22 protein-coding genes are annotated in these 22,422 nt (G+C 66.7%); 13 read left to right on the top strand and 9 right to left on the bottom strand.

Annotated features, from left to right (window positions below; genetic code table 11):
- The first annotated feature begins 19 nt into the window (after positions 1-19).
- Together mgrA and BACI348_RS14580 are read left to right on the top strand one after the other, a co-directional pair.
- The gene (gene mgrA / locus BACI348_RS14585) at positions 20-1,060 is read left to right on the top strand and encodes an L-glyceraldehyde 3-phosphate reductase (RefSeq protein WP_159826936.1); all 1,041 of its coding nucleotides are present in this window, start codon (positions 20-22) and stop codon (positions 1,058-1,060) included.
- Between the two features lie 162 nt (positions 1,061-1,222).
- Positions 1,223-2,308: an inositol-3-phosphate synthase gene (locus tag BACI348_RS14580; protein ID WP_159826934.1), complete on the top strand. Its 1,086-nt coding sequence runs from the start codon at positions 1,223-1,225 to the stop codon at positions 2,306-2,308.
- A gap of 263 nt (positions 2,309-2,571) precedes the next feature.
- Here BACI348_RS14580 and BACI348_RS14575 read toward each other — a convergent pair whose 3' ends face one another.
- Positions 2,572-3,198 carry a MerR family transcriptional regulator gene (locus BACI348_RS14575; protein ID WP_159826932.1) on the bottom strand — a complete coding sequence of 209 codons (627 nt, stop codon included), beginning with the start codon at positions 3,196-3,198 and terminating at the stop codon, positions 2,572-2,574.
- Between the two features lie 96 nt (positions 3,199-3,294).
- Between BACI348_RS14575 and BACI348_RS14570 the strand changes: the two genes are divergently transcribed.
- Positions 3,295-3,813 carry a DUF2306 domain-containing protein gene (locus BACI348_RS14570; protein WP_159826930.1) on the top strand — a complete coding sequence of 173 codons (519 nt, stop codon included), beginning with the start codon at positions 3,295-3,297 and terminating at the stop codon, positions 3,811-3,813.
- A gap of 17 nt (positions 3,814-3,830) precedes the next feature.
- Here BACI348_RS14570 and BACI348_RS14565 read toward each other — a convergent pair whose 3' ends face one another.
- The 5 genes from BACI348_RS14565 to BACI348_RS14545 all read right to left on the bottom strand — a co-directional run bounded on the left by BACI348_RS14565 (position 3,831) and on the right by BACI348_RS14545 (position 9,768).
- On the bottom strand, positions 3,831-4,790 hold the full coding sequence (locus BACI348_RS14565) for a DUF559 domain-containing protein (protein WP_159826928.1): 960 nt from the start codon (positions 4,788-4,790) through the stop codon (positions 3,831-3,833).
- 113 nt (positions 4,791-4,903) lie between these two features.
- Positions 4,904-6,580 (bottom strand): formate--tetrahydrofolate ligase, encoded by a 1,677-nt coding sequence (locus BACI348_RS14560; RefSeq protein ID WP_159826926.1) that lies wholly within the window; start codon positions 6,578-6,580, stop codon positions 4,904-4,906.
- A gap of 77 nt (positions 6,581-6,657) precedes the next feature.
- Positions 6,658-7,923, bottom strand: a complete 1,266-nt coding sequence (gene mshA, locus BACI348_RS14555) for a D-inositol-3-phosphate glycosyltransferase (protein WP_159826924.1) — start codon at positions 7,921-7,923, stop codon at positions 6,658-6,660.
- A 74-nt stretch (positions 7,924-7,997) separates the two neighbouring features.
- Positions 7,998-9,398, bottom strand: coding sequence for a family 4 glycosyl hydrolase (locus BACI348_RS14550; RefSeq protein WP_159826922.1), 1,401 nt, complete (start codon positions 9,396-9,398; stop codon positions 7,998-8,000).
- 124 nt (positions 9,399-9,522) lie between these two features.
- Complete coding sequence (locus tag BACI348_RS14545; protein ID WP_236557571.1) at positions 9,523-9,768, bottom strand: hypothetical protein; 246 nt, start codon at positions 9,766-9,768, stop codon at positions 9,523-9,525.
- A gap of 335 nt (positions 9,769-10,103) precedes the next feature.
- On the opposite strand from BACI348_RS14545, the gene BACI348_RS14540 reads away from it, so the two are divergent.
- From BACI348_RS14540 to tsaD, 6 genes are read left to right on the top strand one after another with little or no spacing between them, the layout of a single operon-like run.
- Positions 10,104-11,195 (top strand): carbohydrate kinase family protein, encoded by a 1,092-nt coding sequence (locus BACI348_RS14540; RefSeq protein WP_159826920.1) that lies wholly within the window; start codon positions 10,104-10,106, stop codon positions 11,193-11,195.
- Positions 11,196-11,232: 37 nt separating this feature from the next.
- The gene (gene alr, locus BACI348_RS14535; protein ID WP_159826918.1) at positions 11,233-12,471 is read left to right on the top strand and encodes an alanine racemase; all 1,239 of its coding nucleotides are present in this window, start codon (positions 11,233-11,235) and stop codon (positions 12,469-12,471) included.
- On the top strand, positions 12,468-13,094 hold the full coding sequence (gene tsaE, locus BACI348_RS14530; protein WP_159826916.1) for a tRNA (adenosine(37)-N6)-threonylcarbamoyltransferase complex ATPase subunit type 1 TsaE: 627 nt from the start codon (positions 12,468-12,470) through the stop codon (positions 13,092-13,094). The genes alr and tsaE overlap by 4 nt, the downstream gene beginning before the upstream one ends.
- A complete protein-coding gene (tsaB, locus tag BACI348_RS14525) occupies positions 13,094-13,765 on the top strand; it encodes a tRNA (adenosine(37)-N6)-threonylcarbamoyltransferase complex dimerization subunit type 1 TsaB (RefSeq protein ID WP_159826905.1) in 672 nt (223 codons plus the stop codon). Before tsaE ends, tsaB begins: the two co-directional genes overlap by 1 nt.
- Positions 13,762-14,313 (top strand): ribosomal protein S18-alanine N-acetyltransferase, encoded by a 552-nt coding sequence (rimI, locus tag BACI348_RS14520; protein ID WP_442858503.1) that lies wholly within the window; start codon positions 13,762-13,764, stop codon positions 14,311-14,313. The genes tsaB and rimI overlap by 4 nt, the downstream gene beginning before the upstream one ends.
- Positions 14,310-15,398 (top strand): tRNA (adenosine(37)-N6)-threonylcarbamoyltransferase complex transferase subunit TsaD, encoded by a 1,089-nt coding sequence (tsaD, locus tag BACI348_RS14515; protein WP_159826903.1) that lies wholly within the window; start codon positions 14,310-14,312, stop codon positions 15,396-15,398. The genes rimI and tsaD overlap by 4 nt, the downstream gene beginning before the upstream one ends.
- A 13-nt stretch (positions 15,399-15,411) precedes the next feature.
- On the opposite strand, the gene BACI348_RS14510 is transcribed toward tsaD, so the two are convergent.
- On the bottom strand, positions 15,412-16,563 hold the full coding sequence (locus BACI348_RS14510) for a glutamate--cysteine ligase (protein WP_159826901.1): 1,152 nt from the start codon (positions 16,561-16,563) through the stop codon (positions 15,412-15,414).
- A 384-nt stretch (positions 16,564-16,947) separates the two neighbouring features.
- Here BACI348_RS14510 and BACI348_RS14505 point away from each other — a divergent pair, with 384 nt between their 5' ends.
- Positions 16,948-18,384: a glycoside hydrolase family 3 N-terminal domain-containing protein gene (locus tag BACI348_RS14505; protein ID WP_159830159.1), complete on the top strand. Its 1,437-nt coding sequence runs from the start codon at positions 16,948-16,950 to the stop codon at positions 18,382-18,384.
- An 88-nt stretch (positions 18,385-18,472) separates the two neighbouring features.
- Positions 18,473-19,291: a shikimate 5-dehydrogenase gene (locus tag BACI348_RS14500; protein WP_268892348.1), complete on the top strand. Its 819-nt coding sequence runs from the start codon at positions 18,473-18,475 to the stop codon at positions 19,289-19,291.
- Positions 19,292-19,309: 18 nt separating this feature from the next.
- On the opposite strand, the gene BACI348_RS14495 is transcribed toward BACI348_RS14500, so the two are convergent.
- Positions 19,310-20,539, bottom strand: coding sequence for a THUMP-like domain-containing protein (locus BACI348_RS14495; RefSeq protein ID WP_159826899.1), 1,230 nt, complete (start codon positions 20,537-20,539; stop codon positions 19,310-19,312).
- Between the two features lie 54 nt (positions 20,540-20,593).
- Here BACI348_RS14495 and BACI348_RS14490 point away from each other — a divergent pair, with 54 nt between their 5' ends.
- Positions 20,594-20,971 (top strand): hypothetical protein, encoded by a 378-nt coding sequence (locus tag BACI348_RS14490; RefSeq protein WP_159826897.1) that lies wholly within the window; start codon positions 20,594-20,596, stop codon positions 20,969-20,971.
- On the opposite strand, the gene BACI348_RS14485 is transcribed toward BACI348_RS14490, so the two are convergent.
- Positions 20,896-21,825 carry a DMT family transporter gene (locus BACI348_RS14485; protein ID WP_159826895.1) on the bottom strand — a complete coding sequence of 310 codons (930 nt, stop codon included), beginning with the start codon at positions 21,823-21,825 and terminating at the stop codon, positions 20,896-20,898. The two genes, BACI348_RS14490 and BACI348_RS14485, sit on opposite strands and share 76 nt — an antisense overlap.
- 226 nt (positions 21,826-22,051) lie before the next feature.
- Between BACI348_RS14485 and groES the strand changes: the two genes are divergently transcribed.
- A complete protein-coding gene (groES, locus tag BACI348_RS14480; protein WP_003805290.1) occupies positions 22,052-22,345 on the top strand; it encodes a co-chaperone GroES in 294 nt (97 codons plus the stop codon).
- Positions 22,346-22,422: the final 77 nt, after the last annotated feature.

The following is a 22,422-nucleotide window of genomic DNA, read 5'->3' as shown; positions in this document are numbered from 1 at the left end:
AACTGGCAGGATGGAACGTATGACTTATTCCGCGGCGGAAAACCGCTACGACACCATGCCCTACCGCCGCGTCGGTCGCAGCGGCCTCAAACTTCCGGCCATCTCCCTGGGCCTGTGGCATAACTTCGGTGACGACAAACCTTTCGAGGTGCAGCGCGCCATCCTGAGGCGCGCCTTCGACCTGGGGGTCACCCACTTCGACCTCGCCAACAACTACGGCCCGCCCTACGGAGCCGCTGAGACCAACTTCGGCCGGCACTTCAAGGACGACTTCAAGCCGTACCGCGACGAACTCGTCGTCTCCAGCAAAGCCGGATACGACATGTGGCCGGGCCCGTACGGCAACTTCGGCTCCCGCAAGTACCTGTTGGCCAGCCTGGACCAGTCGCTGGCCCGGATGGGCCTGGACTACGTGGACATCTTCTACAGCCACCGCCCGGACCCTGAAACTCCTTTGGAAGAGACCATGGGAGCCCTGGACCAGGCCGTACGCTCTGGCAGGGCGCTCTACGCAGGCATCTCCTCCTACACTCCGGAGCAGACCCTGGAAGCCGCACGGATCCTGAAGGAACTGGGGACACCCCTGCTGATCCACCAGCCGAGTTACTCCATGCTGAACCGCTGGACGGAGAACGGCAGCCCCAACCTCTATGAGGCCCTGGACCAGGTGGGCGCCGGCTCCATCGCCTTCTCCCCGCTGGCCCAGGGGATGCTCACTGACCGCTACCTCACCGGCGTACCCTCGGATTCTCGGGCGGCACAGAACAAATCCCTGAACCAGGACCTGATCACCGATGAGAAGCTGGACCGGATCCGCGGCCTGCACGCGATCGCCGAAGGCCGCGGGCAGTCCCTGGCCCAGATGGCCATCGCGTGGATCCTGCGGGACCAGCCCAAGGGCTCCCCGGTGACCTCCGCGCTGGTGGGCGCCTCCAGCGTCGCCCAGCTGGAGGACACCTTGGCCGCCATCAACAACCTGGACTTCACGGCCGACGAGCTGAATGCCATCGACGAGTTCGCTGTGGAATCCGACATCAACCTGTGGAAGCAGCCCGCCTAGCTTCCGCTCTGTCATTCCAAGAGGCGGGACGGGGGAACAAGCCTCCGTCCCGCTGTGTTGGGTAATATGAAAAGGCGCCGCGCGGCGCCGAGCCTGCCGGCCGTCGTCGTACTTCCCCTCGAAGCCGAACCGGCCGGCTGACGTTTGTCCTAAAGGAGTTCCGTGTCTTCACATCCGATTCGTGTTGCAATCGTCGGCGTAGGAAACTGCGCCGCTTCGCTGGTCCAGGGCGTCCAGTACTACAAGGATGCCGATCCCAAGGCCACGATTCCGGGCCTGATGCACGTTGAGTTCGGCCAGTACCACGTCGGCGACGTTCAGTTTGTCGCCGCGTTCGATGTCGACGGCAAGAAGGTGGGCGTTGACCTGGCCGACGCCATCCTGGCAAGCGAAAACAACACCATCAAGATCGCTGACGTGCCGCCCACCGGCGTCACTGTCCAGCGCGGCCACACCCTCGACGGCCTCGGCAAGTACTACCTCGAGACCATCGAACAGTCCACCGAAGAGCCCGTGGACGTTGTCCAGGCGCTCAAGGACGCTGCTGTTGACGTGATGGTCTGCTACCTGCCCGTTGGTTCGCAGGAAGCTGCCGAGTTCTATGCCCAGTGCGCCATCGACGCCGGCGTGGGCTTCGTCAACGCCCTGCCCGTGTTCATCGCCGGCACCAAGGAATGGGCGGACAAGTTCACCGCCGCGGGCGTGCCGATCGTGGGCGACGACATCAAGAGCCAGATCGGGGCAACCATCACGCACCGCGTGATGGCCAAACTGTTCGAAGACCGCGGCGTTACCCTGGACCGTACGTACCAGCTCAATGTCGGCGGCAACATGGACTTCAAGAACATGCTGGAGCGCGACCGCCTGGAGTCCAAGAAGATCTCCAAGACCCAGGCCGTGACCTCCAACGTCGAGGCCGAGCTGGCTGCCAAGGACGTCCACATCGGTCCGTCCGACTACGTCCAGTGGCTCGATGACCGCAAGTGGGCCTTCGTCCGCCTCGAGGGCCGCAACTTCGGTGACGCCCCGGTGTCCCTGGAGTACAAGCTGGAGGTCTGGGACTCACCCAACTCTGCCGGTGTGATCATCGACGCTATCCGCGCCGCCAAGATCGGCCTGGACCGCGGCATCGGCGGCCCGCTGCTCTCCGCATCGAGCTACTTCATGAAGTCCCCGCCGGAGCAGTTCAACGACGACCTCGCCCGCGAAAAGGTGGAAGCCTTCATCCGCGGGGACCTCGAGCGCTAAGCCCCACAACGCTCTCTCACTTCCTGCAGGTTTTCACGCAACGCTCTTTCACCTACTGCAGTTTTTGACCTGACGCTCCCTCACCGTGATCGGTGGGGGAGCGTCCGTCGTTGACGCGCCATCACCTTCCGCGGGTTTGCTGGGGACGCGCCATCACCTTCCGCGGGTTTGCTGGGGACGCGCCATCACCTTCCGCAGGTTTGCTGGGGACGCGCCATCACCTTCCGCGGGTTTGCAGGGACGCGCCATCACCTTCCGGCCGGCTAACCAGCGCCCGGTTCAAAACGACGGATGCTGTGGCTGGTTTGGGCTAGGGCAAGCAGTCTCAGCAGCAGTTGGCTGTGCATATGCATGCCGACGGCGGCTGTGAGGATAAGCCGGTCGGCGCTCCCCGGGGCAGCGGTGACTGCGATGTCGAATCGAGCGACGTCGTCCATCGCTCTGCTATAGATGTCCAGCAACTCTTCACCCACCTTGATGTTCAGGCTGTCCATCAGCTGCAGGTGAGCATTCAGGGCATCTCGCGCTTCGCTGGGATAGTCAGGCCATCTCCTGAGGCGCACGACGGCGTCTGACGGCGCTGCGCCTGCCTCGCCGCTGCCGGTGCCAGGGGCGTCCAGCTTCAGCACCACTCGCTGAACTGCGGCCAACAGCGAAAGTCGCGGGGCGCGGTCATCCGCCATTCTGACGAGCGAGCGGATCTGCTCGATCGTGAGTCCAACCACGCGGCGCAAAACCTGTATCAATTCCAAGCGTTCTACGTGCCGTTCCGAGTACTGCGCACGCGTGGCGTGGATAGTCTCACCCACAGGCAACAGCCCCTCCCGCAGATAGAACTTTATGCTGGCAGTGGGTGTTTTTGCCCGCTCGCTCAGCTCCTGCAGTTGCACGGCACCTCCTTACTGCTTTGTCCAAGCTCTTGGATAGTAGTTGGCCCGATATCTATCCAGATATACATCCATAGATAGTGCTTCTATCCTATGAGCATGGAGCACGGGAATGCGCTGCTTGCCAGCCACGTGATCGCAGCACTGTTTGTTTTGGCAATCGGCCCGATTCAGATTCTTCGGCGACGCCGTGACCGCGTCCACCGGACGATGGGATATGTGTGGGTCCTGGCCATGTACTACGTCTGTTTTAGCAGCTTTTGGATCGTGACGGCCGGGCATTTCACCTGGCTGCACGGACTCTCAGCATTCACCATCTTGACGGTCACGTTGGGACTGATCAGCGCCATACGCGGGAACATCCGCGCCCACCTGGGAAACATGGTTGGTAGTTATCTCGGTATCGCAACGGCTTTTGCCTTTGCTGTTACCGTGCCGGGGCGGGCCATTCCGCAGCTCCTCTCCAAGGACCCCGCCACCGCAATGTTTGTTGCCAGCGCCGTAATGATCTCCGCGGTGGTCGTTTTCGTTTCTCTGAAACAGGGCAGCCGCGGGCGGAAAACGATCCACCCGGGTCAATCGGAAGAAGTGCGGCAGTCCAGCGGCACCGTTTCCTGAGCCGTCCCGCGAGTGCTTCACCCAGTACTGACAAAACCAGCGGCGTACGGATGATCAGTCCATGCCGCGCGCAGGCACCGCTTGATCAACCTAGTGGCGCGTTCGAAGCCGTCAGCTGCATCGTCTTTTGTGAGTACCAGTACGGTCCAGCCGGCCGCTTCGAAGGCCCTGTCCCGTCTGCGGTCCCTATGTTGCTGAGCATCAAGAAGGTGATGCCCTCCGTCGTATTGGATAGCGAGGCGCTGGCGACGGTAGCCAACATCGGCAGTAGGCGAAGCAGCGTCATCCGGCCGAAGCGCGACTTGAAGGTCCGGCTCCGGTAAATTCGCGTCCGCCATGGCCATCCGCAGCATTGACTCGGGAGCCGAGTCAGCGCCAACCCTCATCAGCTCGAGTGCCTTCCTCGCGCGGACGATGCCCTGAAGGTTGGGGTGTCGGCCAACCAAGGCCTGGAGCCCGTCCAGAGTGTCATAAGGCTTCGATCTGCCCTCGAATTGCGGTCGTGGAGTGCGAATAATTTGATCTCCGAGGCAGACCAATTCAACCAGAGACAGCCGGCGGGCCAAGTCGAGCCAGGTCCGCGAGCGGGTGCTGATCCGGATGCCGTTGACTGATTCAATCTCGGTTTCCCTCGCGATGACGCTATGCGCGATCACGCCCTTTCGCCGCACTTGGGGTAGTTGATTGGGCTTGCTTCGATGCAGTTCGGTGGAGTCCGAGAGCCATGCCGGCAATAGTTGGCAGTGCAGGCGCGCCGCAGTGACATGGGAGATCCAGGCACCTGGTGACACTTCGGATAGCGCCCGCGCGGCGGCTTCCAGGTCAAAGCTCCAGTCCGACGGTCGGTACAACTCCCGGCTTACATGGACGACATCACGTCCACGCAATCTAGTGGCCGGCACACCATTGGCTATCGCCGAGGTGAAGGTAAACGGGGCACTGGCCAAGCGGAGAGGCAGATCAGCGGGATTACGCATGCTGGCATTCTGGCTCAAATGTCCGCGACCCCGCAGAAGTTATCCACAGGCGCTTCTTGTCTGATGCCCCAGGTGGTGGGGCGTTGGTGGGTTGGGTGCGGGAGGTGGCGGGGTTAGGTGAGGCCTATGGGGTTGCCGGCGTCGTCCACGTCCATGCGCATCGCTGCCGGGGCTGCGGGGAGGCCCGGCATGGTCATCACGGCACCGGTCAGCGCCACGATGAATCCGGCGCCGGTCTTGGGCAGCAGGTCGCGGACATGGATGGTGAAGCCCTTGGGTGCGCCCAGGCGTGAGGCGTCGTCGGTAAACGAGTACTGCGTCTTGGCCATGCACACTGGCAGCCCGGACCAGCCGTTCCGTTCAATGTCGGCCAGCCGCTTCAGGGCCGGCACGGAGAACTCGACGCCGTCCGCCCCATAGATCTCCTGCGCAATGGTGCGGATCTTCTCCTCCACAGGCAACTCCAGCGGGTACAAGTGCCGGAAGCTGCTCGGCCGCGCCACCGCCTGGGCCACCAGGGCCGCGAGTTCATCGCCGCCGTCACCCCCGCCGCCGCGGCCCCAGACATCGGCGACGGCAGCGGGAACTCCCTCCGCCGCGCACCACGCCAGCAGCCACTCGAGCTCCCCGGCAGTATCAGAGGAGAACTTGTTGATGGCCACCACCGGCACCACATTGAATTTCTCCACGTTGCGCACATGCCGCCGCAGATTGGCCACACCGGCCTCAAGCGCCGCCAGGTCCGGGACGGTGAGCCGGTCCTTCGCCACGCCACCGTGCATCTTCAAGGCCCGCACCGTCGCCACCAGCACCACCGTTGAAGGAGCCAGGCCACCGAACCGGGCCTTGATGTCCATAAACTTCTCGGCACCCAGGTCGGCACCGAAGCCGGCTTCCGTCACAACAATGTCCGCCAGCCGCCGGGCCGTCTGGGTGGCAATCAGCGAGTTGCAGCCGTGCGCGATGTTTGCAAAAGGACCGCCGTGGACCAACGCCGGAGTACCCGCGATGGTTTGCACCAGGTTGGGCTTGATGGCTTCCTTGAGGAGCAGCGTCAGTGCCCCCTGCACTCCGAGATCGGCCACCGTCACAGGAGACCGGTCAAAGGTGTAGCCGAACGTGATCCGGCCCAGGCGCGAACGGAGGTCGGCCAGATCCGTGGCGAGGCAGAAAACCGCCATGATCTCCGATGCCACCGTGATGTCGAAGCCGTCCTCGCGGGGGACTCCCTGGGCCGGTCCGCCCAAGCCGATCACCACTTCCCGCAAGGCTCTGTCGTTCATGTCCAGGACCCGTTTGAAGGTCATCCGCCGGGGATCGATGTTCAGCCCGTTCCCCTGGTAGATGTGGTTGTCCACCAGCGCCATCAGGGCGTTGTTGGCCGACGTCACGGCATGGAAGTCGCCGGTGAAGTGCAGGTTGATCTCGTCCATCGGCAACACCTGCGAATAGCCGCCGCCCGTGGCTCCACCTTTCATGCCCAGGACAGGACCAAGCGAGGGCTCCCGCAAGGCGATCATCACCCGGTGCCCGGCCCGCGCCAGGGAATCCGCAAGCCCCACGGTGGTGGTGGACTTCCCTTCACCGGCGGGTGTGGGGGACATGGCCGAAACCAGGACCACTTTCCCGTGTGGTGGAGGCGCCGAAAGCCGTGCAGGGTCGATCTTCGCCTTGTACCGTCCGTACAGCTCCAGGGCTTCCGGATTGATGCCCGCGGCAGCGGCAATCTCGTCGATGGGCCGGATCCGGGCAGCCCTGGCAATCTCAAGATCAATCGGAAGACCAGACATCCTTGTCCTTTCCTGCCCCGGCCGGCGCCGGACACCTGCCCCTAAGCTAACAGGTGCGCACGCCCGGGGCGGCAGGTTCAGGAGGCTGGAAGGGCGCCGGCCAGATGGGGCCGGACAAAATTGTCGACGGCGGCATGGTAGCTTTCCAGCGTGATGGCGGCAGTGCGCTGCCATCCTGAGCTCTGGGCCCGGATGGCGGCGGCCCGTCCCATATCGTCCCGCGTGACGGGGTCGTCGTACAAAGCCTCCAGCGTATCCGCCCAGTCAGCCGCGTGGTGGCCGTCCACCAGCAGCCCGGTCCTGCCATGGAAGATGGCCCGGGACAGCCCGCCCACGCGGGTTGCCACCACGGGCGTGCCGCAGGCCTGGGCCTCGAGCGCCACCAGCCCGAAGGACTCGCTGTAGGAGGGCATCACCACCACGTCCGCCGAACGGAACCAGGCTGCCAGCTCAGGTGCCTTGACCGGCGGAAGCTGCGTGACGACGTCGTCCATTCCTGCTTCCGCCACGAGGCGCCGCAGGTTGAACTCCTTGTTGCCGCTCAGCGAGCCGAGGATGGTGAGCCGAAGGTCGATGTCCGGGCGGCGGCTCCGCAGCAGCGCGGCTGCCTTGACCAGGACCTGCGGCCCCTTCAACCGCTGGATCCGCCCGGCGAACACCAGGTGGAAAGTGTCCGGGCCGATGCCCCGCTCCGTCCGTGACCGGGCCCGGAACGCAGGAGTAAAGGTGCTCAGGTCCACGCCGGGCGGGGCGATATCGATCCGGTCGTATGAGGCCCCGTAGTGCGACACGAGTTCGGCGGCTTCGGAACTGGTGTTGGCGATCAGCCGCGCGGCCCCGTCCACGATCCGGTGCTCGCCCAGTTCGCGGCGGCGCGGCTCGGGTTGCTCACCGGACTCGAGCAGGAGGTTCTTGACCTTGGCCATGGTGTGCATGGTGTGGACCAGCGGCACGCCCCAGAGTCCGGACAGCTCCAGCCCGGCGATCCCGGACACCCAGTAGTGGGAGTGGATGACATCGTAGTGGCCGTGCGGCTGCCGCTGCCGGATCTGCTCCACCTCCTCCACCATGTGGTGCAGGAGGCCGGGAAGCTCTTCCTTGGGGATCTTGGTAGGCGGCCCCGCCAGGACGTTGTGGACGCAGACACCGGGGTCCGGGTGCTCGACGGCGGGCTGGCCGACGTACGTGGATCGCGTGAAGATTTCCACTTCGACGCCCGCCTCGGCCAGGGCCGAGGCCAGTTCACGGATGTAGACGTTCATCCCGCCGGCATCGCCGGAACCGGGCTGCTCCATGGGGGAGGTGTGGAGGGACAGCAGGGCCACCCTGCGGACAGGCGCCACGGGACCTCCTTCCGGCCGGCGAAGACGTACGCGCCGGTTCAGTGCTGGGCATTCGATAAAACACTACTCCTGTGTCAACGCCCGGAACCGCGCCACATCTTCCCCAAGGCAGGAAACGCCTGCTCGTAGCCTGCGAGCAAGGACGCGCCGAGCTCCTCGGACGCCACGAGCGGGTGCCGGGCGAAGGCCTGCAGCGCCGCATCCCGGCTGCCCTCGGTCACAGCCCGCACGGTCAGCCGCTCCACGTCCTTCACCTGCTGCAGCAGGGTGAGCCGCTCTGCAGGGGGACCCTCCTGGGGCAGTGGCAGCGCGCCGTCGGCCGTCACCGTACAGGGAAGTTCGACGACGGCGTCCGCCGGCAGCCCCGGAATCGCGGCCTGCGGGGTGGCCGGGGCAGTGGTGGCTGGCCGGGCAGGCGCCGCAGTGTTCCGCGTATTAAGGATCAGCTGGGCTTCCCCGGAACCTGACAGGGCCCGCATGGCTGCCAGCGCCACCCGCTCGTAGCCGCCGCCTGCGAGGTCATCCTCGTCCCGGCGCTCATCCTTGCCGCGGGCTTCGGCCAGGTATCCCTCCTCGCGGGAGCGGCGGGCCGCCTCCCACAACCCGAACGCCGCGGAGCCGGCCGCGGCCAGCCGAGGATAAAGTTCCTGCTGCTGGCTGTGAATGGACTCGCCGCGGGTCTGGCCCATGGCCCGCATCGCGTTGCGGGCCTTGTCGTGTTCGTAGAAGTAGTACAGGTACTCATTCGGCAGGGCGCCCAGGCTCTCGAGGAACGGCTGGGGGAACAGCCTGCCTTCCTCGAAGGACTGAAGGGCTACCGGGTCGGACAAAAGTGCGGGCAGCACGTCACGCCCCCCGGACTCCAGCCGGTACAGCCACCCGAGGTGGTTCAGCCCGTAGTAGCCCACGCCGTCGAGCTTTCCCTCGGGCAGCCTGACGCCGGCCGCCCGTGCCGCGCGCTGCACCAGGCCGCCCGCCGAGTCGCAGATCCCGATGACGCGCCGGCCGAGCACGGGCACGAGGGCTTCGGTGACCATGCCGGCGGGGTTGGTGAAGTTGATCAGCCACGCGTCCGGGCAGTGTTCCTTCATCAGGCGCGCGAGGTCCAGCATGTGCGGGATGGTGCGGAGCGCGTAGGAGATGCCGCCGGCGCCGGTGGTTTCCTGGCCGAGCACGCCGAGGTCCCGGGCCACCGTTTCGTCCGCCATCCGGCCTGCCGTGCCGCCGGGCCGGATCGCGGCAAACACCATCCGGGTACCGCTCAATGCCTCGGCGAGGTTGGTGGTGGGATGGACCGGCAGCCGGGTGGAAGGACCCGGCATGCTGCGCAGGACCGCCGTCACCGCGGCCAGGCGGGAGAGGTCGACGTCATACAGCACCAGTTCAGAAACCAGGCCGGAGAAGGGCCCGGAGGCCAGCGCCCGGTAGATCAACGGAACCCGGAAGCCCCCGCCGCCCACAATCAGAAGCCGCATAACCAGCAGTCTAGCTTCGCGTCCAGGGCCGGACGCGGGACCGGACGTGACACTGCCGGCAACAAAAAAGCCCCTGCCGCCCTTTCGTCCGAAAGGGCGGCAGGCGCCGTGGTGCTTTGGCGCGTCAGCCGACGCGCGTGTAGCTCAGTTCCGTCTCTCCCGCAGGAGCTGAGTGAAGCGTCACGTATGTGCCCTGGGCCTTGTTGGCATTGCCGGGAAGGACACCGGGCAGCGAAACGTAGCTTCCCTGGTAGCGGACGGGAAGTTCCCGGTCAGCCGGCAGGGTGACGTAGCTGCCGCCCCGCGGTGTGGTGTTGCGGACGGTCGCTTGGGTTTCCTGGGTTACGGCCAGTTCAGAATGCAGGGTCATGGTTTTCTCCTGTTTTTTTGGGGGGCTTGTCGGCGTTGTCGATGCCGGTACTGCCGGGCGCGCCATTTGGGATGGGTACGGGCTCACGGCGGCGGGATTGTGGCGGCCGGGTCCAGTGCGCTGGGGCTGCGCTGGGGCACCATCTGGGGATTTCGACGGCCTGCCCTCAATTCTACCGAGTTAATTTGAGTAACTCATAATAAGGTGGGGGATCTCACGGAAGTCCGCATCATGTCCTGGCAGTTACTGCGCCCTGCTGCCTTCGAGGTGCGGGTTGCGGCAGCACCCGCGGCCGCCCCTATCGCCTGTCGGCAGCACGGCGTAGTGTGCCGAACATGGACGCGATACCAGCACGCCCTTTTGATCCGTTGGCCGCCGTCCGCTCGCCCTCGGACCCTGGTTTCGATGTGCTGCTCGCCGGGACGGTGTTCCAGGACATCATCTTCACCGGGCTGCCGCACGGCCCGGAACCGGGAACGGAAATCTGGAGCGACGGCATGGGCAGCTGCCCTGGCGGGGTGGCCAACCAGGCCATTGCGGCGGCGCGCCTGGGGCTGCGCACAGGCCTGGCAGCCGCGTTCGGGGACGACGGTTACGGGGACTTTAACTGGAAGATCCTCTCCGGGCAGGAGCACGTGGACCTGAGTCTGTCGAAGAAGGTCCCCGGCTGGCATTCGCCGGTCACCGTTTCGCTGTGCGTGGACAAGGACCGGTCGCTGGTGACGCACGGCCATGCCGCCCCCGTGACGTCCTCGGAGCTCATCGGGGACCCGCCGCCCGCGCTCGCCGGCATCGCGGAAGTGGGGATGGAGGTGGAGCCCTGGGCCAAGTCGGCGTACCAGGCCGGGGTGAAGCTGTTCGGCGACGTCGGCTGGGATCCCAGCGGGGTCTGGGCGCCGGTCCGGTTGGACAACCTGCAGTACTTCCACGCGTTCCTGCCCAACCAGCGCGAGGCGATGGCCTTCACGGGCAAGGACGATCCTTGGACTGCCCTGTATGCGCTCGCCGACCGTGTCCCGGTGGCAGTGGTGACGCTGGGGCCCCAAGGTGCCATGGCGGTGGACTCCGAAACGGGGGAGGAGGAGTGGGTGCCCTCCCTGCCCGTCAAGGCCTATGACCCCACCGGCGCGGGGGACTGTTTCGACGCCGCGTTCATTGTGGGGAGCCTGGCCGGTTGGCCCCTGGGGAACAGGCTGCGTTTCGCGAACCTGTGTGCCTCGCTTGCCGTCCAGGAAGTGGGCGGATCGCTGGCCGCACCCGGCTGGGGCGACATCGCCGACTGGTGGAAGCGCGCCAACGCCCGCCCTGAGCGCCAAAGCAGCCAATGGTTGCGGCGCTTCTCCTTCCTGGCGGACATCGTCCACGACGTTCCACTCGCCGCCCAGCGGCGGGCGTCAGCCACCATCGCCCACCTCTCGGATGCGTGATTATTCGGCCTGAAGCGCCAGCACTAGAATCACTAAGGTGACTTACCGCGCTGCAACCGGAGATTTCGACGCTGCCCCGGCACAGGACCCCCGCTACGAACGGTCTGCCGTGATCGACCTTGATGCCATTCGGCACAACGTCCGCCGGCTGGCCGCAACGGCGTCCCCGGCAAAGGTGATGGCCGTGGTGAAGGCTGACGCCTACGGGCACGGTGCGGTACCTGTGGCCCGGGCGGCACTCGAAGCGGGCGCAGCCTGGCTGGGCGTAGCCCACATCTCCGAGGCCCTTGCCCTCCGGGCGGCCGGCATCGATGCGCCGCTGCTCGCCTGGCTGCACACCACGGAAAGCAACTTCGGCGCGGCAGTGGCTGCCGGCGTCGACATTGGCTGCTCCGGCTGGGAGCTGGAACGGATTGTGGCGGCGGCCCGGGAGCAGGAACGCCCGGCCCGGATCCACCTGAAGGTGGACACTGGCCTGGGACGCAACGGCGCCACCATGGACACCTGGGACCACCTGGTGGGCGAAGCCATGGAATACCAGGACCAGGGGCTGCTGCGCGTGGTGGGAATCTTCTCCCACCTTGCTGTCGCGGACGAACCGGAGCGGCCCGAGACAGACCAGCAGCTCGCCGCGTTCCGGGACGTGCTGGCCGTTGCTGCGGACGCCGGGGTGGACCCTGAGGTCCGCCACCTGGCCAACACCCCGGCCACGCTGTCCCGTCCCGACACCCACTTCGACCTGGTCCGTGTGGGCCTGGGCATCTACGGTCTGTCGCCGTTCGACGGGCAGACCTCGGCCGAGCTGGGACTCCGGCCGGCCATGACGCTGCGGGCCGTGGTGTCCCAATGCAAGGAAGTACCGGACGGGCAGGGCGTGTCCTACGGCCTCCGCTACCACACGAACGGCGCCAGCACCCTGGGCCTGATCCCGGTGGGCTACGCCGACGGGATCCCGCGTGTCGCCACCGGCGGGCCGGTCCGGGTGGCCGGCAAAACCTACCCCGTGGTGGGGCGGATTGCCATGGACCAGATGGTCATCGACCTCGGGGACGTTGGCCCGGCGGGCGCTGGCCTCTTCGGTGCCGAGGCCGAGCTGTTCGGTAACGGAGCCGACGGCGGACCCACGGTTGACGACTGGGCACGCGCCGCGGGGACCATCAACTACGAGATCGTCACCCGGATCAGCCCCCGGGTTCCGCGCCGCTTCATCAATGAACAGGCGCCGGCTCCCGGCGGAGCAGCCGCCGTCGTGCATGGCGGCGAGGGGGCAGCATGAGCGCGTCCGGCCTGCCCGGCCAAGAAGCCGCTGAGCTGCTTCCCAACTGGGAAAAGACGATAAGGGCGACGACGGCGGACCAGACCCACAGCCTCGGCGTGCGTCTGGCGGGGGTCCTGGATGCCGGGGACCTGCTGGTGCTTTCCGGTGAGTTGGGTGCCGGGAAAACGACCTTCACCCAGGGACTGGGGGAGGGGCTGGGTGTTCGTTCCGGCGTCATTTCGCCCACCTTCGTCCTGGTCCGCATCCACCCCAATCTGCCAGACGGGCCCCGCCCGGGCGGACCGGACCTGGTGCACGTGGACGCGTACCGCCTGGGTTCGGCCGCCGAGATCGACGACATCGACCTCGAAAACACCATGGATTCCTCCGTTACGGTGGTCGAGTGGGGCCATGACAGGGTGGAGCACTTGAGCGAGAGCCGGCTGGAAATTGACCTGCACCGGGCAATAGGGCTCAGCTCAGCGCTGCCAGCCGGATCCGGACCCGCAGACAGCCCCGGTGAAACCCTCGATTTCGAAAACGAGGACACCGACGAGCCCCGGACTATCGTGCTGCGCGGGTACGGTCCGCGCTGGCCCGCCGTTCCGGAACCGGTGGCCACCTTTGAAGGGACATCCTGATGCTGATCCTCGCCATCGACACGTCCGCCGTGGCCAGCGCGGCGCTGGTCTCCGATGACGCACTGGAAGGCGTGGTGGCTGGCTTCTCCACGGAGGACACGCGCAGCCACGCCGAAGTCCTTGCCCCCGGCATTGAGCAGATGCTTGCCGAGGCCGGCGTGAGCGGGGCTGACATCGACGCGCTGGTGGTGGGCGTTGGTCCGGGCCCGTTCACCGGGCTGCGCTCCGGAATCGCCACTGCGCGCACCCTGGCCTTTGTGTGGGGCAAGCCGCTTTACGGGCTCATGAGCCTGGACGCCGTGGCCCTGGAAGTGGCCGAGTCCACCGCCGCCGCCCCGGAATTCCTGGTGGTGACCGATGCCCGGCGCAAGGAGGTCTACTGGGCCCGCTACAGCCTGCCGGAAGGACAGCTCCCGGTATTGGAGGACGGCCCGCACGTCAGCTTCGCTGCGGACCTGCCGGACCTGCCCGCCTACGGTGCCGGCGCCGGGCTCTACGCAGATGCCCTGAAGGCGGACGCGGAGTTTGCGGCAGAACAGCCGGACGCCCTGTATTTGGGCCAGTTCGCGCTGGCCCGGCTCGCCGCGGGTGATGAGCTGCTGGATTCCACGCCCCTGTACCTGCGCGAATCGGACGCCCAGGTTCCCGGACCGAGGAAGAGGGCACTGTGAGCACCGCCCCGGACATCAGCAGCCACGGCGTGTCCGTGCGCGAGATGACTCCAGACGACGTCATCGCCGTCAGTGTTCTGGAACAGCGGCTGTTCCCGGTGGATGCCTGGCCACTGCACATGTTCTACGACGAACTGGCCCAGCCGGAAACCCGCTGGTACCTGGTGGCCGAGGATGGTGACGGCATCGTGGGTTATGCAGGCCTGATGTGCATCGAGCCCATCGCGGACGTCCAGACGATCGCGGTCGTGCCTGAATACGAAGGGCGGGGCATTGGCACCACACTGCTGACCCGGCTCATCGAGGAGGCGCGCAGCAGGCACGCCGCGGACCTCCTGCTGGAAGTCCGCGCCGATAATCCGCGCGCACAGCAGCTTTATGTGCGGTTCGGCTTCGAACAGATCCATGTCCGCCCCCGCTACTACCGCGACGGCGTGGACGCCCTCATCATGCGGCTCCAGCTCACCGGCGATGCCCAACCGGCCGCGGGGGCGGATGCCCAACAGGGCACCGCAGCCGACACATCTACGGAAGCAGGCCAACCATGAACCGCGCGCAGCCCCTGGTGCTCGGCATCGAATCGTCCTGCGACGAAACCGGCGTGGGCATCGTCCGCGGGACCACCCTCTTGACCAACACGGTGTCCTCCTCGATGGATGACCATGTCCGGTTCGGCGGGGTGATTCCCGAGATCGCGTCACGGGCGCATCTGGACGCCTTCGTCCCCACCCTTGAGCAGGCACTGTCCGAAGCCGGCGTAACCCTCGACGAGGTGGACGCCCTCGCCGTCACCTCCGGCCCCGGACTGGCGGGTGCCCTCATGGTGGGGGTCTGCGCCGCGAAGGCGCTGGCAGTGGCCACCGGCAAGCCGCTGTACGCCATCAACCACCTGGTGGCGCACGTGGGCGTGGGCCTGCTGGACGGCAAGGAAGGCCAAGCCCCGGAACTGCCCGGGAACCTCGGCGCCCTGCTGGTGTCCGGCGGGCACACCGAGATACTGAAGATCAACAGCATCACCGATGACGTGCAACTGCTGGGTTCCACCATCGACGATGCCGCCGGCGAAGCCTACGACAAAGTGGCCCGCATCCTGGGCCTCGGCTACCCTGGCGGGCCCGCGATCGACAAGATGGCCCGGACCGGCAACCCCAAGGCCATCCGCTTCCCCCGCGGCCTCAGCCAGCCCAAGTACATGGGGACTGCCGAAGAGCCGGGCCCGCACCGCTACGACTGGTCCTTCAGCGGCCTCAAAACGGCAGTGGCGAGATGCGTTGAGCAGTTCGAGGCGCGCGGCCAGGAAGTTCCGGTCGCCGATATTGCGGCTGCCTTCCAGGAAGCCGTGGTGGACATCATCTCGTCCAAAGCCGTGCTGGCGTGCCGCGAAAACGGCATCGAGGATGTGCTGCTGGGCGGCGGTGTAGCTGCCAACTCGCGACTCAGGGAGCTGACCGGCCAGCGCTGCGCCTCTGCCGGTATCAGGTTGCACGTCCCGCCGCTGGATCTGTGCACGGACAACGGCGCCATGGTGGCGGCCCTGGGGGCGCAACTGGTGATGGCAGGAGTGGCACCGAGCGGAATTGGTTTCGCCCCGGACTCTTCGATGCCGGTCACCGCGGTCTCCCTCCCCGCCTGAAGACCCGAAAGTATCAGGCGGTGGGGCCGTTCCGCATCTGCTTCACCAGGTCCAGGACCACGGCCTGGAGGTCCCCGCCGTGTTCCTCGGCCACCCGGCGCTGGCGCTGGTAGCCGGCACCGCGGCGGATGATCTTTTCGACGTCGGCCAGCTCATCGGGGCAGCCCAGCTTGGCGGCAACGGGCTCCAGCCGGTTCAGGGTCTCCAGCAGGTGTTCGGTGACCAGCTGCTCCTTGCCTGCAGCGTCCAGGATGATGATGGCGTCCATCCCGTACCGGGCGGCGCGCCACTTGTTTTCCTGGACGTGCCAGGGCGGCATGGTGGGGATGGTGCCGCCGTTGTCCAGGGTGGTGGAGAACTCATCCACCAGGCACTGGGTCAGGGCGGCGATGGCCCCCACTTCCTCCAGCGTGGCCAGGCCGTCGCAGATGCGCATCTCGATGGTTCCCAAGGCAGGCACCGGCCGGATGTCCCACCGGATCTCCGATATGGTATCGATCACCCCGGTGGTGAACATGTCCTGCACGTATGACTCGTATTCCTCCCAGGAGCTGAACTGGAAGGGCAACCCGGCGGTAGGCAGCTGCTGGAACATCAGGGCACGCTGCGATGCGTACCCGGTGTCCTCACCGCCCCAGAACGGGCTCGACGCCGAGAGCGCCTGGAAATGCGGAAAGTAGTTGACCAGCCCGTCCAGAACGGGAAGTGCCTTCTCCCGGCGGTCCAGCCCCACGTGCACGTGCACGCCGTAAATCACCATCTGGCGGCCCCACCACTGCGTGCGGTCGATCAGTTTGGCATAGCGTTCCTTGTCCGTCACCGGCTGCAGCTGCGGGGGGCTGAACGGGTGGCTGCCGGCGCAGAATATCTCCACGCCCATGGGATCGGTGATCTCACGGACGGCCGCGAGGGACCGGGTGAGGTCCTCCTTGGCTTCGCCGGCGGTCTCGCAGATGCCGGTGACCAGCTCAACGGTGTTCAGCAGCAGTTCCTGCTTGATGTGCGGGTGCTCGTCGTCCTCGTTCAGCTCGGGGTGCCGGGAGGCCACTCCGCGCAGCACCTGGTTGGCAACGGAGGCGAGTTCGCCGGTCCGGCCGTCCACCAGCGCGAGCTCCCATTCCACACCGAGGGTCGATTGCCTCGATGAAGCGAAGTCAATCTTCACGCCTATCCTCACTGTCCGGTTTGCCGCTGAGCACGCCGCTGACAGGCTGCTCTGGCAGTCGAACGGGTGTTCCAAGTCTAGTGCAGGGGTAGCATCGTATTGATGGCTCCGTTCCAAGACCTGCGTGACAGTTTTCACAAATCCCTCCCCGTCCTGGCTGCAGCCTCCGCCGCGATCGTGCTCGCATCCTGCACCGCAGCTCCGGCGCCGGTCCCTTCGCAGGCACCGTCAACTTCTGCCGCACCTTCAGCGCCACCGCGTACGACGCCGGCACCCGGCACTGCCTCCCCGTCACCTTCCGCGACCGCTGACCCTGCCCTGCGGCCGCTGGGATGGGGGCCCCGGCAGGGGGACCAGGATGCCGCTGCCGCGGCAGTTGCCGCGATGTCACCCGAACAGAAGGCGGGCCAGGTACTGCTTCCTTTCTTTACCGGCACGGACGCAGCCGCCCATGCCGCCGTCGTCGAACGCCTGCATCTGGCCGGGACCATCATCATGGGCGACAACATCCCCTTGGATCCGCAGGGGAAAATGGATATTGCCGCCATGACCGCGGTCAACCAGCGGCTCGCGCAGGCCTTCCGGGCCGATGGCAGGCCGTGGCCCGGGCTCATCGGAGTGGACCAGGAAGGCGGGATGGTGGCCCGGCTGGGGGCGCCGCTCACGGAATGGCCGGCGCCCATGAGCTACGGTGCTTCAGGCAGCGGCCCCCTCGCGCAGGAAGCGGGGCAAGGGCTGGCCAGTGAGCTCGTGCCGCTGGGTTTCAACACGGATTTCGCTCCAGACACTGACGTGACCGTCGGGCCGAAGGATCCCACCATCGGTGCCCGCTCCATGTCCGGCGATCCCGGCGCGGCCGCGGGGCTGGGCGTGGCGTTCTCGCAGGGCATGCTCGCCGCGGGGGTCCTGCCCGCCGTCAAGCATTTCCCCGGACACGGGTCGGTCTCAGCTGATTCGCACCTGAACCTTCCCGTGCAGCCTGCTTCGGTGGAAGCGCTCCGCGGCCGGGACTGGAAGCCTTTCGAGGCCGCCGTCGCCGCCGGCGCACCCATGGTGATGACCGGCCACATCGCGGTGCCGGCGCTGGAACCCGGGGTCCCGGCGTCGCTCTCCGCGCCCACGTATGCCGCGTTGCGCGGGCTGGGCTTCAAGGGGGTGGCTGTGACCGATGCCCTCAATATGGGGGCGGTGAGCAAGCAGTACCCGGCCGGGTCCGCTGCGGTGAAGGCCCTGGCCGCCGGGGCCGACCTCCTGCTGATGCCGGTGGATGTCCAGCAGGCCCACGCGGCCATTGTTGGCGCTGTGGCCTCCGGCGCACTTCCGGCAGCCCGCCTCGATGAAGCGGCCCTGCGCGTGGCCACCATGATGACCTGGCACGCCCGCACAGCAGCCGCGCCGCAAGGCGCCCCCGCCGGGAGCGGGGCCGCGTTGTCCGCCAAGGTATCGGCCGCCGCAGTGACGGTCCTGACGGGCCAATGCTCGGGGCCCTTGGTGAATGGTGCGGTGCAGGTGGCAGGCGGTAGCCCTATGGACAGGGAACGGTTCGCGGCGGCTGCTGCGGGGGCGGGTCTCGCCGTCGGCTCCGGACCCGTGGTGAACCTGATCGGGTACGGCGGCCGGCCCGCCGGCGGGGACATCGCCGTGTCCCTCGATGCTCCCTGGCCGCTGCAGGACGCCACAGCACCGGTCAAAGTTGCACTGTACGGGCGCAGCCAGGGCGCCTTTGATTCCCTCGCAGCCGTCCTGGCCGGAAAGGCGACCGCCCCCGGGAAGCTGCCTGCCGCCGTCGGGAGCTTCCCGGCCGGCACCGGCTGCCCCTGAGCCCCACTGGGTGGCTACGTGTCATTTTGGCGGGTCGAAACGGACACATAGCGCGACCTGGCAGGGAAGGAGCGGGTTAAATGGTGGGGTGCCCATTCTGAATAAAGACATGACCCTCTGCATCTCGCTCTCGGCCCGGCCCAGCAACAACGGGACCCGGTTCCACAACCACCTCTATGAGCAGCTGGACCTGAACTGGATTTATAAGGCGTTCGCCCCCACCAACCTGGAGCAGGCCATCGCCGGGGTCCGCGGCCTGGGTATCCGCGGGTGCGCCGTGTCCATGCCGTACAAGGAGGATGTGATTGCCCTGGTTGACGAGATGGACCCCTCCGCCAAGGCCATCGACTCCGTCAACACCATCGTGAACACGGACGGGCACCTTAAGGCGTACAACACCGACTACACGGCGATCGAGCAGCTCCTCGCATCCAACAAGGTCCCCGCCAGTTATTCCGTGCTGGTCCAGGGCGCCGGCGGCATGGCCAAGGCTACGGTGGCCGCACTCCGGGACGCCGGGTTCACCGACGTCACAGTCCTCGCCCGGAACGAAGCCACCGGCCGGCCGCTCGCTGACCAGTACGGCTTCCAGTGGCGTGCAGGGCTCGACGGCGGGACGGCGGACCTGATCGTCAACGTGACGCCCCTGGGGATGGCCGGAGGACCGGACGCGGACACCCTGGCGTTCCCGCAGGAAACCATCGACGCCGCACGGGTGGTCTTCGACGTGGTGGCACTGCCAGCGGAAACCCCGCTGGTCAAGGCAGCGCGGGCCGCCGGGAAACCGGTGATCACCGGCGCGGAAGTGGCCACCATCCAGGCGCTGGAGCAGTTCGTGCTCTACACCGGTGTGCGGCCCACTGACGAGCAGGTGCGCGCGGCCGAGGATTTCATGCGCGCCCAGTAGGGAGCATCTGGCAGAACGCTAGACCGGCTCCACCACGATGGCCACCCGGTCCTCCCCGATGCGGGTCAGGACCAGGGTGGCTGTTTTGTTTCCGGCCTTCTTCGCTGCTGCCTTTCCGCCGGGAAGAAGTTGCTTGCGCAGTTCCTCGGGCGTCACGGCTGCGCCGCGCTTCTTGATGTCCAGCACCCCGATGCCCTCCGCCTTCACCCAGGCCTTGAGCGCCTTGACGTTGTACGGCATCATGTCCAGGACCCTGTAGGCCCGGGCGAACGGTGTGTCCACCAGTTGCGGGGCAAAGATGTAGGCGATGTGTTCGTCCACCAGGTGCCCGCCCAGTTGGAGCGCGACGTCGGCCACCAACCCTGCCCTGATCACGGCACCGTCGGGCTCGTAGAGGTAGCCCTCTGCCGGACCGACAGGGGCGGCGGGTCCGGCGCCGAAGTCCTCGCCGCTGGTCAGCTCGGCCGCGCCGGACGGACCCAGGACCAGGGCGGCGCGCCGGATGCCGGGCCGGCGGACGGCGTTGAACCACAGCGAAACCTCGGTCACGTCACCGGCCACGGACACCCATTGGGCCTCGCAGCCGGGCGGTACGGAGTCATGCGGCATGCCCGGGCCCATTTTGACTCCCACGGCCTTCCCTGCCGCCGCGAGGGACTCCGCGAAGGACAACGGCGGCGAAAACGCCTCGGGATCCCAGATCCTTTTGGTACCGGAGGTGGAGGTGACGCGCCGGGCAGGATCCAGCCAGACGCCGTCGATACCCTCCAGCGGAACAGAGGTGGCGTCCGCGTGGACCACCGTGGCATTGGGGAAGGGGATGAGGTTCACCGTGGCGCAGGCCGCGGTGGTCTCGTCCATCTCCACGGCGGTGACGTTGATGTCCAGGGATGCCAGGGCCAACGAGTCCGCGCCGAGGCCGCACCCCAGGTCCGCCACGGAGCTGATGCCGGCCGCGGCAAACCTCTGGGCGTGGCGCGCGGCGACGTTGAGCCGGGTGGCCTGCTCCAGGCCGGCCTGGGTGAACAGCATCCGGCGGGCGAACTCGCCGAATTTCGCCTCGGCCTTGGTGCGGAGCCTGGACTGGGTCAGGACGGCGGAGACGAGCCCGGGGGAGTGCCCGGCCTTGCGCAGCGCCGAATTGAGCTCAAAGGATGTGTCTTCCCGGTACGGGCCCAGCGACGCCAGCAGGTCCCAGCCTTCAGGGGTGAGTAACGGCGCGATCTGGTCCTGGGCAGCGTGAGACATGCGTTCCAGCCTAGTGGAGGAGGTCCGGCCGCGATGCGGGATAGTGTTGAAAGCATGGAAGAGAGCGCGGTCCCCCAGCAGTCCAATGAACCAGCCAGGCACGGGGGACCTGCCAAATTCGCCAGGACGGCGCTGATTACCGGCTCCCTGGTGGCCGTAGTCTGCCTCGGGCTCCTGGTGGTCATCTTCTTCCTCGATACGTTCAACGCCACCGTCTACTCCGTGGGTGGAAATGACATCGCCAGTGACACGCAGGAGGCGCAGGACATCCGCGGACTGTACGACGGCGCCCGGGCCGGAAGCATCGCGGTGCTGGTTGCCGCGCTGCTGGTGGCTGCGGCGGCCGGTGCGCTGCTCTACCGGGCCCGGAATTCGGCCGCCGGCGAGGGTGACGGCGGGGAAGACGTCGACTTCGACGACCTCGGCCGCTGAGGCCCGCCGGCGCTCGTCAGCAGGACTCCGGAGATCACCAGCAGGCCGCCGAGGACCTGCGGCAGGGTGATGGGCTGGCCCAACGCAATGGTGATGATCGCGGTGAAGACGGCGATCAGGTTGAGGTAGTTGCCCGCATTGGCTGCGGTGGTGCGCTTGAGGGCCAGGTTCCAGAGCAGGTAGGAACCGAGTGACGGGAACAGGGCGATGAAGGCAAGGGACCAGCCCTCCGGGGCCGTGGCGGGCAGGCCGGCGCCGGTGATGAGGGCCAGTGGAGTGAGGACGACGGCGGCCATCGCCACCTGGAGCGCCGTGGACGTGATCGCGGGGATGTCCACCCGTCGGGCCAGGATGGTGTAGAAGCCCCACACGGTGATGGCTGCGAGGATCAGCAGTTCGCCGGCGTCGATGGAGAACGTCAGCAGCCGGTGGAGGTCGCCGCCGGTAAGGACCAGCAGGACGCCGGCCAGGCCCAGGCCGATTCCCGCCCAGCCCAGCGGGCGCGGCCGGTCCCGCAGCAGGACCACGGCCAGCACCACAATCAGGGCCGGGTTTGCCGCCGTCACCAGGGACGCGTTCAACGCTGAGGTGTGGCCCAGCGCGCTGTAGAGCAGCAGTGTGTAGGCGCTCATGCCCAGGCAGCTCAGGAGCAGCAGGACCGGCCAGCGGCGAAGGACGCTCCGCCAGTCGGGGCGCTCCACCGCATGCGCCAGGACCAGCAGCGGCGCCGCGGCAAGGGCCCACCGCCAGTAGGTCAGCTGCAGCGGCTGCATGGTTTCCATGGCGGCATGGCCGACGACGAAGTTTCCGGCCCAGAAGAGGGTGGCAAGGATCAGGTAGGCAGCGGCTCGCACCGGTCAAATCTACACAAAGAAGGTTCGCGGATGACGAAATGCTGGCACTCGCCTTGACCGAGTGCTAACCCTTACATAGAGTCTTCATTAGCACTCTTCCCAGGAGGGTGCTAATACATGAAGAGCTTCCAGCCAGGCTGCTGCCGGCACCGCGACGACGGTTTGCCAGCCAACGGCGGGACGGCTTTCCAGTCCACGAATTTGCTGACGAAAAGGAGAGGTCCGAGTGTCGGTCTCTATTAAGCCTCTTGAGGATCGTATTGTTGTCCGCCCGCTCGAAGCCGAGCAGACCACGGCTTCCGGCCTGGTCATCCCGGACTCCGCACAGGAGAAGCCGCAGGAAGGCGAAGTTGTTGCAGTAGGCCCCGGCCGCTTCGAAGACGGCAACCGCGTCCCGGTCGACGTCGCCGTGGGCGATGTTGTTATCTACTCCAAGTATGGCGGAACCGAAGTCAAGACCGGTGGCACCGAGTACCTCGTGCTGTCCGCCCGCGACGTCCTGGCGATCGTCGTAAAGTAACTCTTTCGGATCCCCGTGCCGCTGGTCATGCCTTCTGCTGGTCAGCTGCGCGGGGTTCTGTCTTGAAAGGACTGAAT

This window comes from Arthrobacter sp. 9AX (assembly GCF_902506095.1).
In the GTDB taxonomy this organism is placed as follows: Bacteria; Actinomycetota; Actinomycetes; order Actinomycetales; family Micrococcaceae; genus Arthrobacter.
This window is presented reverse-complemented; position numbering and strand designations above follow the sequence as displayed.